The following is a 13185-nucleotide window of genomic DNA, read 5'->3' on the forward strand; positions in this document are numbered from 1 at the left end:
CCCTTTCAGTAGCCAGATCCGGCGCCGAATGATTCCGCCGCCCCGGTAATGTCGCGCCCCATACCGGCCACCGTGTTACAGCCCGCCAGTGTCGCAGCGCACAGGATAACGGCGATTGCGGCCTTCAGGTTCATCTTTGCCTCCTCTTTTTTCACTTCGCGTCCGACCACCAGACCTCGGGCAGAAAGCCCGGCCAGTCACCATAAACCGGCACGGTGTCGGGGTATTTCAGGCTGGCCGCATGGGCCAGATGCGACACCGGCGAGAACGAGACCGGGATGACATAGCGCCCCGCCGTCAGCACCCGGTCCAGCGCGCGGGTGGCGGCGTTGAAATTCTCAGGGCTGCGGGCGTTGACCATCTTGTCGATCATCGCCTCGGCGGCGGGGCTGTTCATGCCCATCCAGTTCAGCGTGCCGGGCTGGGTGACGCCCTGATGGCCCCAATACAGGCGCTGTTCATTGCCCGGCGACAGCGACAAACCGCGTTCATACCATGTCATGTCGAACTGGTAATTGTTTTTGCGTTCAACATATTGCGCCGAATCCAGCAGGGTGACGCGCGGCTGGACACCCAGATTGCGCAGGCTTTCGACATAGATGTTCACGATCTGCTGGGTCTCGGACGCGGTGCGCATGGCGCTGCCGGACTGGTTCAGCAGAATCTCGAAGGTGAAGGGCTGGCCGTCCTTGTTCTTCAACATGCCGTCCTGCACTGTCCAGCCGGCCTCGGCCAACAGTTTCAGCGCCCGGCGCATGGCCTTGCGGTCCAGCGCGGTGTCGCTGCCCTGGGGGAAGGTATAGCCCTCCATCGTGCCGGGCAGCAGGTCACCCGCAAAGGGTTCCAGCAGGTCGCGCACCGTCCCCTCGGCCGGGCCGGGGCGCATCGCCAGATCCGAGTTGGCGAAATAGCTGGTGATACGCGGGTCATTGCCGCCGGTCAGGGTCTTGCTGATGAACTGGAAATTGAACGCCTCGATCATGGCCTGACGCACCCGCCAGTCGGCAAAGATCGGGTTGCGGGTGTTCATCACCAGCCCCATGATCCCCGAGGGGCGCTGATGCGGAATATCCGATTTCACCACCTTGCCCTGCTGCGCGGCGGGAAAGTCGAATTCGGTCTGCCATTTCACGCTGTTCAGTTCGCGCCAGACATTCAGGTCACCGGCCTTGAAGGCCTGAAACATCGCGGAATTATCCCCGAAATAGTCATACCGGATGGTGTCGACATTGTTGCGGCCCTGATTGATGGCCAGATCGCGCCCCCAATAGTCGGGGTTGCGGCGCAGCGTAATGGCCCGGCCCGGATCGACCTTGTCGATGACATAAGGCCCTGACCCGATCGGCGCCATCAGGCCCGATGCACTGAAATCCTTTCCCTGCCATTGCGCCTTTTGCAGGATCGGGCGCATCCCCATCAGCAGCGCCAGTTCGCGGTCGGGTTCGGAAAAGGTCAGGCGCAGCTTGTTGGGACCGGTCTGTTCCATTTTGGCGACCTTGTCCCATGCGGAACGGTAACGCGGATGCCCCTGCGTCCCCAGCGTCTGATAGGACCACATCACGTCCTCAATGGTGACGGGGCTGCCATCGGAAAACCGCGCCTCGGGGCGCAGGGTGAATTCCACCCAGGTGCGGTCGTCATCGGTTTCGATGCTTTCGGCCAGCAGCCCATACAGGGTGAAGGGTTCGTCAATGCTGCGATACATCAGCGATTCCGTCACCTGACCGTCCAGAATGCCGAAAAACACCGGGTTGCCCTTGATGATCCAGGCGTTCATCGAATCGAAACTGCCGGGTTCACCGAATCGAATCTGTCCGCCCTTTGGGGCGTTCGGGTTGACATAGGGCAGGTGGGTAAAGCCCGGTTGCAGGGCAGGTTCCCCAACCATCGCAAGGCCTTGCATGGGTTCGGCAAGGGTTGTCAGCGGCATTGCTGCAACAGTCGCGGCGGCGGCGAATCTCACGAAAAATCGTCGTCCAATCGCGGAATCGTTAATGAATCTGAAGATTCGCATACTGCCCGGCCCTTTTGTTTCGCGACCTTTGCCGCCGCTGTTTTCGCAACCTTAGCGGTGCGGCTGGACCTGTGCAAACTTTTGCCTTTGCGGGCCGTTCCGAAAAGCGTATAAAAGCTGCACTGCTCGATAGGTTTCTTGCCTGTATGAAACCTGCCTCATGACTTGCGCCCGCCTTGTGCGGGCGCTTTTTTTTGTCGCAAGCCCCGCCTATGCTGCGCCTGCAAGGCCGGTCCGGCGGCGGGCGCGGCACAGATAATCCGCAGGAGGGCGGCATGTTCGACAAGTTTCTTCAGGGCAAAACAGCGGTGGTGACCGGCTCGAATTCGGGAATCGGGCTGGGGGTGGCACGCGAACTGGGCCGCGCCGGGGCCGATCTGGTGCTGAATTCTTTTACCGACCGCGATCAGGACCACGATCTGGCGCGCGAACTGGCGGCGGAACTTGGGGTCGATGTGCGCTATATCGCCGCCGATATGTCGAAGGCTGACGACTGTCGGGCGCTGGTCGAACAGGCAGGGGCCTGCGATATTCTGGTGAACAATGCCGGTATCCAGCATGTCGCGCCGATTGACGAATTTGCGGTGGACAAGTGGAATGCCATCATCGCGATCAACCTGTCATCGGCCTTTCACACCACCGCCGCCGCGCTGCCGCTGATGCGCAAGGCGGGCTGGGGCCGGGTGATCAACGTGGCATCGGCGCATGGGCTGACCGCCAGCCCGTTCAAATCGGCCTATGTCGCGGCCAAGCACGGGGTGGTCGGGCTGACCAAGGTCACCGCGCTGGAAACCGCCGAACAGCCGATCACCTGTAACGCGATTTGCCCCGGCTATGTCCTGACCCCTCTGGTCGAGGCGCAGATCCCCGACACGATGAAAGAATACAACATGTCGCGCGAGGATGTAGTGCGCAATGTGCTGCTGGCCCGCCAGCCCTCGAAAGAATTCGCCACGGTCGAAGAGATCGGCGGCACCGCAGTGTTCCTGTGCAGCAAGGCCGCCAGCCAGATCACCGGCACGACGATTTCGGTCGATGGCGGCTGGACCGCGTTGTGATCACAAAAAAGGGGGCCGGTCCGGCCCCCTTGCATCCTGATATTGCGGCTGGTGATCAGCCCTGAATCGCGGCCTCGATATCGACAATGCTGGCATTGGTCAGCGTCTTGGCGATTTCCTTAACCAGCGCCTGTTCCAGCATCTTGTGGTAATCCTTGCGCATCTGCCCCAGCGTGGACGGGTCGGCAATGACCACCACCTGATCGGCCTTATGTTGCAGGACCAGCTGGTTCAGATGTGCCGAGATCTGTTTGGCAAAGGTCAGTTCGTCCTCGTCCCGGGGCGATGTTTCCTCGGGGCGGTTGCCGGACGACTGGTCTTGCAGGTTCTGCGGCGTCAGCTTGCCATCCTGCCGCAACTCAAGACCTTGTTTCGCGGCGTTGCGGAACAACAAGGCGTGGTGGCCGTCAGCGACGACGACAAGGGCGTTATGGGACAGCATGGCAAACCTCTTGCTTGTGACGCTGTCCCAACGCCTGCCGCGTGGCCGGGTTCCGTCAGCGGCAGGCGGCGCAGAAATCGCGGATGCGGGCGATGGCCTGAACCAGAACCTCGTCCGCGGCGGCATAGCTGACGCGGAAATGCGGCGACAGGCCAAAGGCCGCGCCAAACACCACCGCAACCCCGGTCTGGTCCAGCAGCGCGGTCGCGAAAGCCGCGTCATCGGTAATTGTGCGGCCATCCGGTGCGCTCTTGCCGATCAGCCCCGCGATCGAGGGATAGACATAAAACGCCCCTTGTGGTGTCGGACAGCTTAGCCCCGCACAGTCGTTCAGCCCCGCCACCACCAGATCGCGGCGGCGCTGAAACGCGGCGCGGCTGGCGGTGATATAGTCCTGCGGCCCCTCTAGCGCGGCCAGCGCGGCATATTGGCTGATGCTGCACGGGTTCGAGGTCGATTGCGATTGCAGCTTGGCCATCGCCCGGATCAGCATCTCCGGCCCGGCGGCATAACCGATGCGCCAGCCGGTCATCGCATAAGCCTTGCTGACCCCGTTCATGGTCAGGGTGCGGTCCTTCAGGCGCGGCTCGACCTGGGCGGGGGTGACAAAGCGGAACCCGTCAAAAGTGATATGTTCGTAGATATCATCGGCCAGCACCCAGACATGGGGATGATCCATCAGCACATCGGTCAGCGCCCGCAGGCTGGCCTCGTCATAGCCGGCACCGGATGGGTTCGACGGCGAATTCAGGATTACCCATTTCGTGCGCGGCGTTATCGCGGCGCGCAACTGGTCGGGGGTGATGCGAAAGCCCTGATCCAGCGTGGCCGCAACGATGACCGGCGTGCCCCCGGCCAGCCGCACGATATCGGGATAGCTGACCCAGTAAGGCGCGGGAATGATCACCTCGTCCCCCGGATTGACGGTGGCCAGCAGCGCGTTGAACAGCACCTGCTTGCCGCCGGTGCCGATGGTGACCTGCGCGGGGTCGTAATCCAGCCCGTTGTCGCGCGCGAATTTGGCGGCAATGGCGGCTTTCAGCTGTGGAATGCCGTCAACGGCGGTGTAACGGGTATGGCCCGCGTCAATCGCCGTCTTGGCCGCCTGACAGATATGGTCGGGCGTGTCGAAATCAGGCTCGCCCGCCGACAGCGTGATAATGTCGCGCCCCTGTGCCGCCAGTTCGCGCGCGCGCCCGGTGATCGCCACCGTGGGCGAGGGGTTGATGCGGTTCAGCGCGTCGGAAAGGAAGCTCATGGCGGGCCTGTTCTTTGGGGCGGTAAGCACCTATGTTTGCGCGCAGTTCTGGGAATGGCAAGCGGGGACAAGGACATGACCGAAGATCGCGAAACCCGGTTGAAACGCCTGCGGATGCGCAGCTGGCGGCGGGGGATGAAGGAAATGGACCTGATCCTTGGGCCGTGGTCCGATGGCCCGCTGGCTGATCTGTCGGACGCGGATCTGGATATTTATGAAACCATCCTGTCGGAAAATGATCAGGACCTGTATCTGTGGCTGACCGCGCGGGTGTCGGGGCGCGATGACCGTGGTCCCGCCGCGCTGGCGCCGATGCTGGACCCGATCGCCGATTTCGCCGCCGCGCGGCTGGCCCCGGCGAACCGATAAAATTTTTTCGAAAAAAGCGGGCCGCGTTAACCGGGTCTTGGTAATTTTGCGCCATGATGGTGTCAGGCGAAACAAGACGGACTGACCATGACCATGCTGGCCCCTGTATCCCGGTCTGAAGCGGCGCCCCAAAGGCTGCACGATTATCTTGAGGCGATTCATCTGCTTGGCCGGATGAACAAGCTGCTGCATGACCTGATCAAGGATGAATTCGAACGGCTTGGCAAAACCGACCTGACCCCGGTTCAGGCGCTGATCCTGTATCACCTTGGCGAGGCCGAGGTATCGGCAGGCGAATTGCGATCACGCGGCATGTATCAGGGCAGCAATGTCAGCTATAACCTGAAAAAGCTGGTGGCGATGGGCTATGTCCACCACGAACGCGACCCCGGCGACCGCCGCGCCGTGCGCGTGCGGCTGACCGCATCGGGCGAAGAGGTGCGCGATCAGGTGCTGGCAATGTTCATGCGCCATGCCGACGGGCTGGGGGCATCGGGGGTCATGGATGATCCGCCCCTTGATCTGGTCAACCAGCAGACGCGGCGGCTGGAACGGTTCTGGATGGAACAGATCCGCTATATCTATTGACCGCTTGACGGCGTTCCGCACCACCCGGCAGGGGCCGGTGGCACGGTTCGCAAAGGGGGGGCTTACCAGTGGCCGGTATTGTCCATGCTGACCCAGGGTTCGGCCGGGGGCAGGGGGTCGCCGGCCTGCAACAGCTCGACGCTGATATTGTCGGGGCTGCGCACAAAGGCCATGCGTCCGTCACGCGGGGGGCGGTTGATGGTCACGCCGTGATCCATCAGGTGCTGGCACATGGCGTAAATATCCGCGACCTCATAGGCCAGATGTCCGAAATGGCGGCTGTCCGATGGCAGCCCCTCGTCGCCATCCCAGTTGAAGGTCAGCTCGACCGGGCATTCCGGCTGGTCGCTGGGGGCCATGAACACCAGTGTAAAGCGGCCTTTCTCGTTCTCGATCCGGCGGGTTTCGACCAATCCCAGAAGGCCGAAAAAGCGCATGGTGCTGTCCAGATCTTTCACCCGGACCATGGTGTGCAGATAGCGGATGTTCATCTTTTCCCTCCGGCGCGGTTGCGGGCCAAGATTGTCAGATCGCAGCACCCTTGGCAAACCCCGGCCCATGGCGGTCTGCGCCGGTTGCATGGCGGGGGGCTTTGAGGGCAAAACGGGGTCTGAATTTGCCGAAAGGAATCACCATGCCCCTGACGCCCGAGCAGCAGGCCGAAATCGACGAATTGCGCGCCCATCCGCGCCCGACCCTGCGCGCCACGTCGGAGGGGATGGAAAAGCACCTGTATCTGGCGCATCCGGTGCTGGATCACGGTCTGGTACGGGTGATCGACTATATGGGCGATGATGCCGCCATTTGTCAGGCCGCGCGGGTCAGCTATGGCCGTGGCACCAAGGCGGTCAGCAATGATGAAGGGCTGATCCGCTATCTGATGCGGCACTGGCATTCGACCCCGTTCGAGATGTGCGAGGTCAAGTTCCACGTCAAGCTGCCGGTCTTTGTCGCCCGCCAGTGGATCCGCCACCGCACCGCGAATGTGAACGAATATTCAGCGCGTTATTCGATCCTTGACCGCGAATTCTATATCCCCGACCCCCAGCATCTGGCCGCGCAGTCCAGCGTCAACAATCAGGGCCGCGGCGAGGTTCTGCAAGGCGACGAGGCCGCGCGGGTGCTGGACATCCTGCGCGATGACGCCATGCGTGCCTATGACCATTACGAGGATATGCTGACCCCGGACGAGGGTTCCGGCAAGCAGGGGCTGGCGCGGGAACTGGCGCGGATGAACCTGCCGGCCAATGTCTATACCCAGTGGTATTGGAAGGTCGATCTGCACAACCTGTTCCATTTCCTGCGCCTGCGTGCCGATGCCCATGCGCAATATGAAATCCGCGCTTATGCCGATGTGATGTGCCGCGTGGTTCAGGACTGGGTGCCCTTTGCCTGGGCGGCGTTCCGCGATTATCGCATGGACGCGGTCAGCCTGTCGGCACAGGGCGTTGCGGCGCTGAAACGCCGTCTGGCCGGCGAGGTCCTGACCAGGGAAAACTGCGGGATGAGCGCGCGCGAATGGCGCGAATTTCAGGATATCTGGGGCTGAAACGGCAAGGGTGGGGTTTCCCCCGCCCGGCCTTATTGCGGCAATCGCGCGATCCAGTCGCGAATGGCGGCAAGGCTTTCGGCCTCGTCCAGAAACGGGATATGCCCGCGATCCGGCACCAGCGCATAGATCATATCGGGCCGCCGCGTGCGCATCTCCGCCACCGCATCATCGCCCAACAGGTCAGACCCCGCACCATGGATCAGCGCCATGGGCAGGCCCGCGCAGGCATCAAACAGCGGCCATGCCGTGGCGCCGGGGTCCTTCATCGCGTCCAGAAAACTGTCGCGCAGGGCGGGGTCATAGGTCAGCTCGACCCGGCCCGCGCCCTGCCGGTAATGACGCACGGCCTCGTCCGCCCACCGGCTTTGCGGCACATTGGCAAACCCGGTCAGGTTCAGCGGCAGGCGATCAGCGACATCGGCCAGCGTTTCGGCCGTGGGCGGCACACCGACATAGGCCATGATGTTGCGCAGCCCCTCGACCCGCAATTGCGGCCCGACATCGTTCAGGCAGATGCCGGTCAGCCGGTCCTTGGCCACAGCAGCCAGATACATCGCGATCAGCCCGCCACGCGAACTGCCGATAATGGCGGCGCGGTCCACCCCCAGATGGTCCAGCAGCGCCAGCGTATCCCCCGCCTCTTGCGGGACGGTATAGGTCGCGGCGCCGGTCCAGTCCGACTTGCCGCGCCCGCGGTAATCCATGCGGATCACCCGCACATCATGCAGATGCCGGATCAGATAGTCGAAATCATGCATGTCGCGGGTCAGCCCTGACAGGCACAAAATGACCGGCCCGCCATGACCGACGGTGAAATCGTCAAAGGCAATCTGCGCGCCATCCGCGGCGGTGAAATGCTGAACGGACATCGCGCCCTCCCTCACTTTGGTGCAAATATCCCGGGGGTGCGGGGGCTGGCCCCCGCTTACAGATTCTCGCTTTGGGGCATCCCCAGAACGTGATAGCCGGAATCGACCATCACCACCTCGCCGGTGGTGCAGGCCCCCCAGTCGCTGCACAGCCACACAGCCGTGCCGCCGATGCTTTCCAGCGTGGCATTGTGGCGCAGGGGGGCGTTGGCCTCGGTATGGCGGAAGGTCTTGCGCGCGCCGCCAATGGCCGCGCCAGCCAGCGTTTTCATCGGGCCGGGGCTGATGGCATTGACCCGAATGCCGTCCGGCCCAAGGTCATTGGCCAGATACCGCGTGGTCGATTCCAGCGCCGCTTTGGCCACGCCCATGACGTTGTAAAACGGTGTGACGCGGTTCGACCCGGCATAGGTCAGGGTAACGATCGACCCGCCATCGGTCATCAGCGGATGCGCACGGCGGGCGACCTCGATCAGGGAATAGCAACTGATTTCAAGGCTGTGCTTGAAATTGGCGCGGCTGGTATCGACAAAGCGGCCGGTCAGTTCCGCTTTGTCGGAATAGGCGATGGCGTGAACCAGAAAATCCAGCTTGCCCCAGCGATCGGCCAGCGCCGCAAACGCCGCGTCAAGGCTGGCATCGTCGGTGACATCGACATCCAGCAGCAAGTCGGAACCGACGCTTTGCGCCAGCGGCTCGACCCGCTTGCCAAAGGCCTCGCCCTGATAAGTAAAGGCCAGTTCCGCGCCCTGATCGGCGCAGGCTTTTGCAATGCCCCATGCAATGCTGCGGTCATTCGCGACCCCCATCACCAGACCGCGCTTACCCGCCAGCAAATCGCCCATTCGTTTACCCTATCTTAAATCAATCGCGGTATTTCGACATGACGAGGGTTGCATTCGTGCCCCCGAAACCGAAACTGTTGGAAAGGATCGAATCGAAATCGACGTTATCCACGCGGGTGGTGGCAATTTCCTCGGGCCGGATCTCGGGGTCCAGTTCGGTGACATTGGCCGATGCCGCGATAAAGCCGTTTTCCATCATCAGAAGGGAATAAATCGCCTCATGCACGCCGGTCGCGCCCAGACTGTGCCCCGTCAGCGACTTGGTCGAGGCGGTCAGCGGCACATTGCCCTCGCCAAAGACCCGGCGCAGGGCCCGGACCTCGGTCACGTCGCCCGCCGGGGTCGAGGTGCCATGCGCGTTGACATAGGTGATCTTGCGGCCCTCGGGCAGCGTGTCCAGCGCCAGCTTCATCGAGCGTTCGCCCCCCTCGCCCGAGGGGGCAACCATGTCGTGACCGTCGCTGGTCGCGCCATAGCCCGTCACCTCGGCATAGATTTTGGCCCCGCGGGCCAGCGCGTGCCCCAGCTCTTCCAGAACGACGACACCGCCGCCGCCGGCGATGACAAAACCGTCGCGGGTCGCATCGAACGGGCGGCTGGCCGTTTCCGGCGCGTCGTTATATTTCGACGACATCGCCCCCATCGCGTCGAACAGGCAGGACAGGGTCCAGTCCAGTTCCTCGCCGCCGCCGGCAAAGACGACATCCTGCTTGCCCATCTGGATTTGCTCGACCCCGTTGCCGATGCAATGGGCGCTGGTCGAACAGGCGCTGGTGATGGAATAGTTCACACCCTTGATGCGGAACGGCGTCGCAAGGCAGGCGCTGTTGGTCGACGACATACAGCGCGTCACCATGAACGGCCCCATGCGTTTGGGGCTGCCCTTTTCGATAACGATCTGGTGCGCATTGAAAAAATTCGAGGTCGACGGCCCGCCCGAGCCGACGATCAGGCCGGTGCGCGGGTTCGAGACATCGCTGTCCGCAAGCCCGGAATCGGTGATCGCCTGCTGCATGGCGATAAAGTTATAGGCCGCGCCCGGCCCCATGAATCGCAGGTCGCGCTTGTCGATGTGATCCTCAAGCACGATCTGCGGCATCCCGTGGATCTGGCTGCGAAACCCGCGTTCGGCATATTCGGGGGCAAAGACGATGCCCGATTTGCCTGCGCGCAGGCTGGCGGTGACCTCGGTGGCGTTATTGCCGATGGGCGAGACGATCCCCAGCCCGGTGATGACGACGCGGCGCATTCTGGCCCCCTTTCGCGGTCAAAGCCCGCTGGCTTGCGCCAGCCCGACCTTCATGTCCTTGACGTAATAGATGACTTCACCATCGCATTCCACGCGGCCATCAGCCACGCCCATTTTCAGCTTGCGGTCGATGACACGGGTAAAGTCGACGAAATAGCGCACCAGTCTGGCGTCGGGGCGGACCATGCCGGTCAGCTTGACCTCTCCCACACCCAGCGCGAAACCCTGACCGTGCCAGCCGCGCCAGCCAAGGTTAAAGCCGGTCAGCTGCCACAACCCGTCCAGCCCCAGACAGCCGGGCATCACCGGGTTGCCGGGAAAATGGCAGTGAAAGAACCACAGGTCGGGATTGATGTCGAATTCGGCATTGATATGGCCCTTGCCATGGCTGCCGCCATCGGCCGAGACATCGGTGATCCGGTCCATCATCAGCATCGGCGGCAGCGGCAGTTGCGCATTGCCATGGCCGAACAGCTCGCCATTCGCGCAGGCGATAAGGTCGTCTTTGTCGAAATAGGTCTTGGTCATGGCTGTCATTGGCTTGGCCTGTCTGTCGCTGTCGGGCGGGTTGCGCCGGATTTCGTGAATGTTGACCCTGCGTCTAGCACCCGGCTTGGCCGCCGCGCAAGGGTTTGCACGGGTCCGGGCGGCCTGCGCGGGCCGCCGCGCGGCGGCTCAGAACCACTGACCCGGCTCCATCAGGCCCAGTTCCATCAGCTGATGCGCGTTCCAGCGGAACGGGTGCGAATTGCGCCAGCGAAAGCCCCGGATGTCGTCGCGCGAACCGGGGTTGCGCGCCAGCGCCTTGGCCACCCGGAACGACGCAACCGCCGCAGTCAGGTTGTGATGCCAGGGGCAGGAATAAGTATTGTATTCCTCGATGTTAAAGCGATGGTCGGGGGTGATGCGCAGGCCCTTGGCGGTGCGGAACAGGGCGATGCGGTCGATGCGGCGTCGGTCGGCGGGCAGGTATTCCTCGAACCGCCAGCGCAGCCCGCCGAAAAAGTCCAGCTGCCGTTCCATGATCTGGCCGTTGCGGTCGGTCCGCGCCAGCGCGTAATAGCCGCTGCGGTCGAACATGGCGTCGGCAAGGCTGACGGCGTCGGGATGCCGGTCCAGATCGGCGGTGTAAAGGTCGATGACATAGCTCAGCATCGCGGCGCGGCGTTCCTCGGTGTGGAAGGCCAGCATTTCCCCGATGCGACGCGTCTCCGAGAAGGGGAAGAACAGATATTCGGCATTGAAGCCGTAATACAGCCACGTCCCGACCGGCGCGGCATCGTTGATGGCGTTGATGGCGCCGACATGGGCGCTGGGCTGGCGGGCGTCATAATGCAGGTTGGTGACGTGGCGGGCCTGCGTTTCGGTCAGCGCCAGCGGTTGCGGCGACAGCGCCAGAATATGCCGAAAGCCGGTTTCGATATGGTGGGTCAGGGTCGAGGTGGTCTCGGCCTCGTCCTCGAACAGGATGACGGCCAGCGGCCCGCGCTTCAGCGTATCGGGGCGGCTGTGCAGCCAGTCGTAAAGATGTGGAAAGCTCATGGCAGGCTGGCCCTGATCTGCTCCAGCGCGGCGCGGCGAAGCGCGGGGTTGCCCGCGGCGCTGTCGGTCAGCGAGGTCAGGGTCGCCTTTTGCGCATCGGACAGCGTGGATTGCGCGATCAGCGCCTTGACGCGGTCGGGGTTGAAACCATCCGGGGTCAGCGCGGGGTCGTCGCGGGCCGGGCTGTGCTCGCCCGCCGCGTCCGGCGCTGGCACGGTGGTTTCGGCGGGCAGGGGCGGGCTGTCATGCGGCGGGGCTGGCGGGGCGGTGGTAGCGGGTGGCAGCGCCGCGTCCGGGCCTGCCTCGGGCAGGGCGACCGGGGGCAGGGGGGCTTGGGCGGCCTCTTCGGCGGCGGCCACGGCAGCATCGGCGGCGCGGATGGCGGCGTCGGCGGCGGCCTCGGCCCGCGCGGCGTCATCGCTGGCGGCCTCGGCGGCGCGATCGGCGGCGATTGCCGGGTCAGGCGCCGGGGCGCCCCTGTCAGCGGTGGCGGTGTCAGCGGGGTCGGGCTGTGGCGCCGTCGCAGGCGCATCGGGTTGCGGGGTCAGGGGCGCGTCCGTCGGCCCCCCGGACGATTCGACGCGGTCACGGGTGACCCCGCGCAGCGCGGCCAGATCGCCGCCCGTCACCCACCAGATGCCGCCCGCCAGCACAGCCAGCACCACCAGAGCTGTCGCCAAACGGTTCATTGCGCGATCACCCCCTTTTGCCGTTTTCAGGACCGGGTTATGGCACAGCCCCCGCGCCCCGAAAACCCGTTGCACGCCGTTCGGGCCTGCAAATCCGGTTGAAAATCGACGAATTGGCGCGTATTTTGCCTGCCATTGATGAACTGGTTATAAAAGGAACGCAGCCATAGCTCGCAGACCCCACAACGCGCCGCCCACCCGTGACACCGGCCCGCGCGTCAATGAACGTATCCGTGTTGCAGAAATCCGCCTGATTGGCGCCGATGGCGAAAATGTCGGTGTCGTGACCCCCGCAAGGGGCCTTGAAATGGCGATCGAGGCGGGACTGGACCTGGTCGAGATTTCGCCAAACGCCACGCCGCCGGTCTGCAAGATCATGGACCTTGGCAAGTTCAAATACGAACAGCAAAAGCGCGAGGCCGAGGCCCGGAAAAAGCAGAAAACCATCGACATCAAAGAGGTCAAGTTCCGTCCGGGAACCGACACCCATGATTACGATGTGAAGATGCGCAACGTGATGAAGTTTCTGGACGCGGGCGACAAGGTCAAGGTGACGCTGCGCTTCCGGGGTCGCGAAATGGCGCACCAGGATCTGGGGCTGGAACTGCTGAATCGCGTCAAGGACGATGTGGGCGAGGCTGGCAAGGTCGAAAGTATGCCCAAGCTGGAAGGCCGGCAGATGGTGATGATGATCGCCCCGCGCTGACCCG

General features: G+C 63.3%; 16 protein-coding genes. 5 read left to right on the forward strand and 11 right to left on the reverse strand.

Annotated features, from left to right (window positions below; genetic code table 11):
* Nucleotides 1-5: 5 nt before the first annotated feature.
* Nucleotides 6-134, reverse strand: coding sequence for a hypothetical protein (locus tag ACFXP9_RS00480; protein ID WP_397207629.1), 129 nt, complete (start codon nt 132-134; stop codon nt 6-8).
* Nucleotides 135-151: 17 nt separating this feature from the next.
* The gene (locus ACFXP9_RS00485) at nt 152-2014 is read right to left on the reverse strand and encodes an extracellular solute-binding protein (protein ID WP_397207631.1); all 1863 of its coding nucleotides are present in this window, start codon (nt 2012-2014) and stop codon (nt 152-154) included.
* 275 nt (nt 2015-2289) lie between these two features.
* Between ACFXP9_RS00485 and ACFXP9_RS00490 the strand changes: the two genes are divergently transcribed.
* Complete coding sequence (locus ACFXP9_RS00490) at nt 2290-3072, forward strand: 3-hydroxybutyrate dehydrogenase (protein ID WP_397207633.1); 783 nt, start codon at nt 2290-2292, stop codon at nt 3070-3072.
* Nucleotides 3073-3127: 55 nt separating this feature from the next.
* On the opposite strand, the gene ACFXP9_RS00495 is transcribed toward ACFXP9_RS00490, so the two are convergent.
* A complete protein-coding gene (locus ACFXP9_RS00495; protein WP_397207634.1) occupies nt 3128-3514 on the reverse strand; it encodes a host attachment family protein in 387 nt (128 codons plus the stop codon).
* A 55-nt stretch (nt 3515-3569) separates the two neighbouring features.
* Nucleotides 3570-4772, reverse strand: a complete 1203-nt coding sequence (locus tag ACFXP9_RS00500; protein ID WP_397207636.1) for a pyridoxal phosphate-dependent aminotransferase — start codon at nt 4770-4772, stop codon at nt 3570-3572.
* A gap of 75 nt (nt 4773-4847) precedes the next feature.
* On the opposite strand from ACFXP9_RS00500, the gene ACFXP9_RS00505 reads away from it, so the two are divergent.
* Both ACFXP9_RS00505 and ACFXP9_RS00510 read left to right on the forward strand, forming a co-directional pair.
* Nucleotides 4848-5141, forward strand: a complete 294-nt coding sequence (locus ACFXP9_RS00505) for an FAD assembly factor SdhE (RefSeq protein ID WP_397207638.1) — start codon at nt 4848-4850, stop codon at nt 5139-5141.
* 87 nt (nt 5142-5228) lie between these two features.
* Complete coding sequence (locus tag ACFXP9_RS00510; protein WP_397207640.1) at nt 5229-5729, forward strand: MarR family winged helix-turn-helix transcriptional regulator; 501 nt, start codon at nt 5229-5231, stop codon at nt 5727-5729.
* Nucleotides 5730-5791: 62 nt separating this feature from the next.
* On the opposite strand, the gene ACFXP9_RS00515 is transcribed toward ACFXP9_RS00510, so the two are convergent.
* Nucleotides 5792-6220: a VOC family protein gene (locus ACFXP9_RS00515; RefSeq protein ID WP_397207642.1), complete on the reverse strand. Its 429-nt coding sequence runs from the start codon at nt 6218-6220 to the stop codon at nt 5792-5794.
* A gap of 143 nt (nt 6221-6363) precedes the next feature.
* Here ACFXP9_RS00515 and thyX point away from each other — a divergent pair, with 143 nt between their 5' ends.
* Entirely contained in the window at nt 6364-7278 is a 915-nt protein-coding gene (gene thyX / locus ACFXP9_RS00520) for an FAD-dependent thymidylate synthase (RefSeq protein ID WP_397207644.1), read from the forward strand.
* A gap of 32 nt (nt 7279-7310) precedes the next feature.
* On the opposite strand, the gene ACFXP9_RS00525 is transcribed toward thyX, so the two are convergent.
* From ACFXP9_RS00525 to ACFXP9_RS00550, 6 genes are all read right to left on the reverse strand, one after another.
* Complete coding sequence (locus tag ACFXP9_RS00525; RefSeq protein ID WP_397207646.1) at nt 7311-8150, reverse strand: alpha/beta fold hydrolase; 840 nt, start codon at nt 8148-8150, stop codon at nt 7311-7313.
* Nucleotides 8151-8206: 56 nt separating this feature from the next.
* Nucleotides 8207-8995 (reverse strand): enoyl-ACP reductase FabI, encoded by a 789-nt coding sequence (locus ACFXP9_RS00530; protein WP_397207648.1) that lies wholly within the window; start codon nt 8993-8995, stop codon nt 8207-8209.
* A gap of 19 nt (nt 8996-9014) precedes the next feature.
* The gene (gene fabB / locus ACFXP9_RS00535) at nt 9015-10244 is read right to left on the reverse strand and encodes a beta-ketoacyl-ACP synthase I (protein WP_397207650.1); all 1230 of its coding nucleotides are present in this window, start codon (nt 10242-10244) and stop codon (nt 9015-9017) included.
* 18 nt (nt 10245-10262) lie between these two features.
* Entirely contained in the window at nt 10263-10772 is a 510-nt protein-coding gene (fabA, locus tag ACFXP9_RS00540) for a bifunctional 3-hydroxydecanoyl-ACP dehydratase/trans-2-decenoyl-ACP isomerase (RefSeq protein WP_397207652.1), read from the reverse strand.
* A 147-nt stretch (nt 10773-10919) separates the two neighbouring features.
* Nucleotides 10920-11786 carry a glycosyltransferase family protein gene (locus tag ACFXP9_RS00545; protein WP_397207654.1) on the reverse strand — a complete coding sequence of 289 codons (867 nt, stop codon included), beginning with the start codon at nt 11784-11786 and terminating at the stop codon, nt 10920-10922.
* Nucleotides 11783-12475, reverse strand: a complete 693-nt coding sequence (locus ACFXP9_RS00550) for a hypothetical protein (RefSeq protein ID WP_397207655.1) — start codon at nt 12473-12475, stop codon at nt 11783-11785. The genes ACFXP9_RS00545 and ACFXP9_RS00550 overlap by 4 nt, the downstream gene beginning before the upstream one ends.
* 253 nt (nt 12476-12728) lie before the next feature.
* On the opposite strand from ACFXP9_RS00550, the gene infC reads away from it, so the two are divergent.
* Nucleotides 12729-13181: a translation initiation factor IF-3 gene (gene infC, locus ACFXP9_RS00555; protein ID WP_459253782.1), complete on the forward strand. Its 453-nt coding sequence runs from the start codon at nt 12729-12731 to the stop codon at nt 13179-13181.
* Nucleotides 13182-13185: the final 4 nt, after the last annotated feature.

The organism is Paracoccus jiaweipingae (assembly GCF_044335505.1).
GTDB lineage: Bacteria > Pseudomonadota > Alphaproteobacteria > Rhodobacterales > Rhodobacteraceae > Paracoccus.

What these genes read in the sequence shown, in the direction of transcription:
- ACFXP9_RS00480 (WP_397207629.1), bottom strand. Translation starts at nt 134, where the DNA reads ATGAACCTGAAGGCCGCAATCGCCGTTATCCTGTGCGCTGCGACACTG.
- ACFXP9_RS00485 (WP_397207631.1), bottom strand. Translation starts at nt 2,014, where the DNA reads ATGCGAATCTTCAGATTCATTAACGATTCCGCGATTGGACGACGATTT.
- ACFXP9_RS00490 (WP_397207633.1), top strand. Translation starts at nt 2,290, where the DNA reads ATGTTCGACAAGTTTCTTCAGGGCAAAACAGCGGTGGTGACCGGCTCG.
- ACFXP9_RS00495 (WP_397207634.1), bottom strand. Translation starts at nt 3,514, where the DNA reads ATGCTGTCCCATAACGCCCTTGTCGTCGTCGCTGACGGCCACCACGCC.
- ACFXP9_RS00500 (WP_397207636.1), bottom strand. Translation starts at nt 4,772, where the DNA reads ATGAGCTTCCTTTCCGACGCGCTGAACCGCATCAACCCCTCGCCCACG.
- ACFXP9_RS00505 (WP_397207638.1), top strand. Translation starts at nt 4,848, where the DNA reads ATGACCGAAGATCGCGAAACCCGGTTGAAACGCCTGCGGATGCGCAGC.
- ACFXP9_RS00510 (WP_397207640.1), top strand. Translation starts at nt 5,229, where the DNA reads ATGACCATGCTGGCCCCTGTATCCCGGTCTGAAGCGGCGCCCCAAAGG.
- ACFXP9_RS00515 (WP_397207642.1), bottom strand. Translation starts at nt 6,220, where the DNA reads ATGAACATCCGCTATCTGCACACCATGGTCCGGGTGAAAGATCTGGAC.
- thyX (WP_397207644.1), top strand. Translation starts at nt 6,364, where the DNA reads ATGCCCCTGACGCCCGAGCAGCAGGCCGAAATCGACGAATTGCGCGCC.
- ACFXP9_RS00525 (WP_397207646.1), bottom strand. Translation starts at nt 8,150, where the DNA reads ATGTCCGTTCAGCATTTCACCGCCGCGGATGGCGCGCAGATTGCCTTT.
- ACFXP9_RS00530 (WP_397207648.1), bottom strand. Translation starts at nt 8,995, where the DNA reads ATGGGCGATTTGCTGGCGGGTAAGCGCGGTCTGGTGATGGGGGTCGCG.
- fabB (WP_397207650.1), bottom strand. Translation starts at nt 10,244, where the DNA reads ATGCGCCGCGTCGTCATCACCGGGCTGGGGATCGTCTCGCCCATCGGC.
- fabA (WP_397207652.1), bottom strand. Translation starts at nt 10,772, where the DNA reads ATGACCAAGACCTATTTCGACAAAGACGACCTTATCGCCTGCGCGAAT.
- ACFXP9_RS00545 (WP_397207654.1), bottom strand. Translation starts at nt 11,786, where the DNA reads ATGAGCTTTCCACATCTTTACGACTGGCTGCACAGCCGCCCCGATACG.
- ACFXP9_RS00550 (WP_397207655.1), bottom strand. Translation starts at nt 12,475, where the DNA reads ATGAACCGTTTGGCGACAGCTCTGGTGGTGCTGGCTGTGCTGGCGGGC.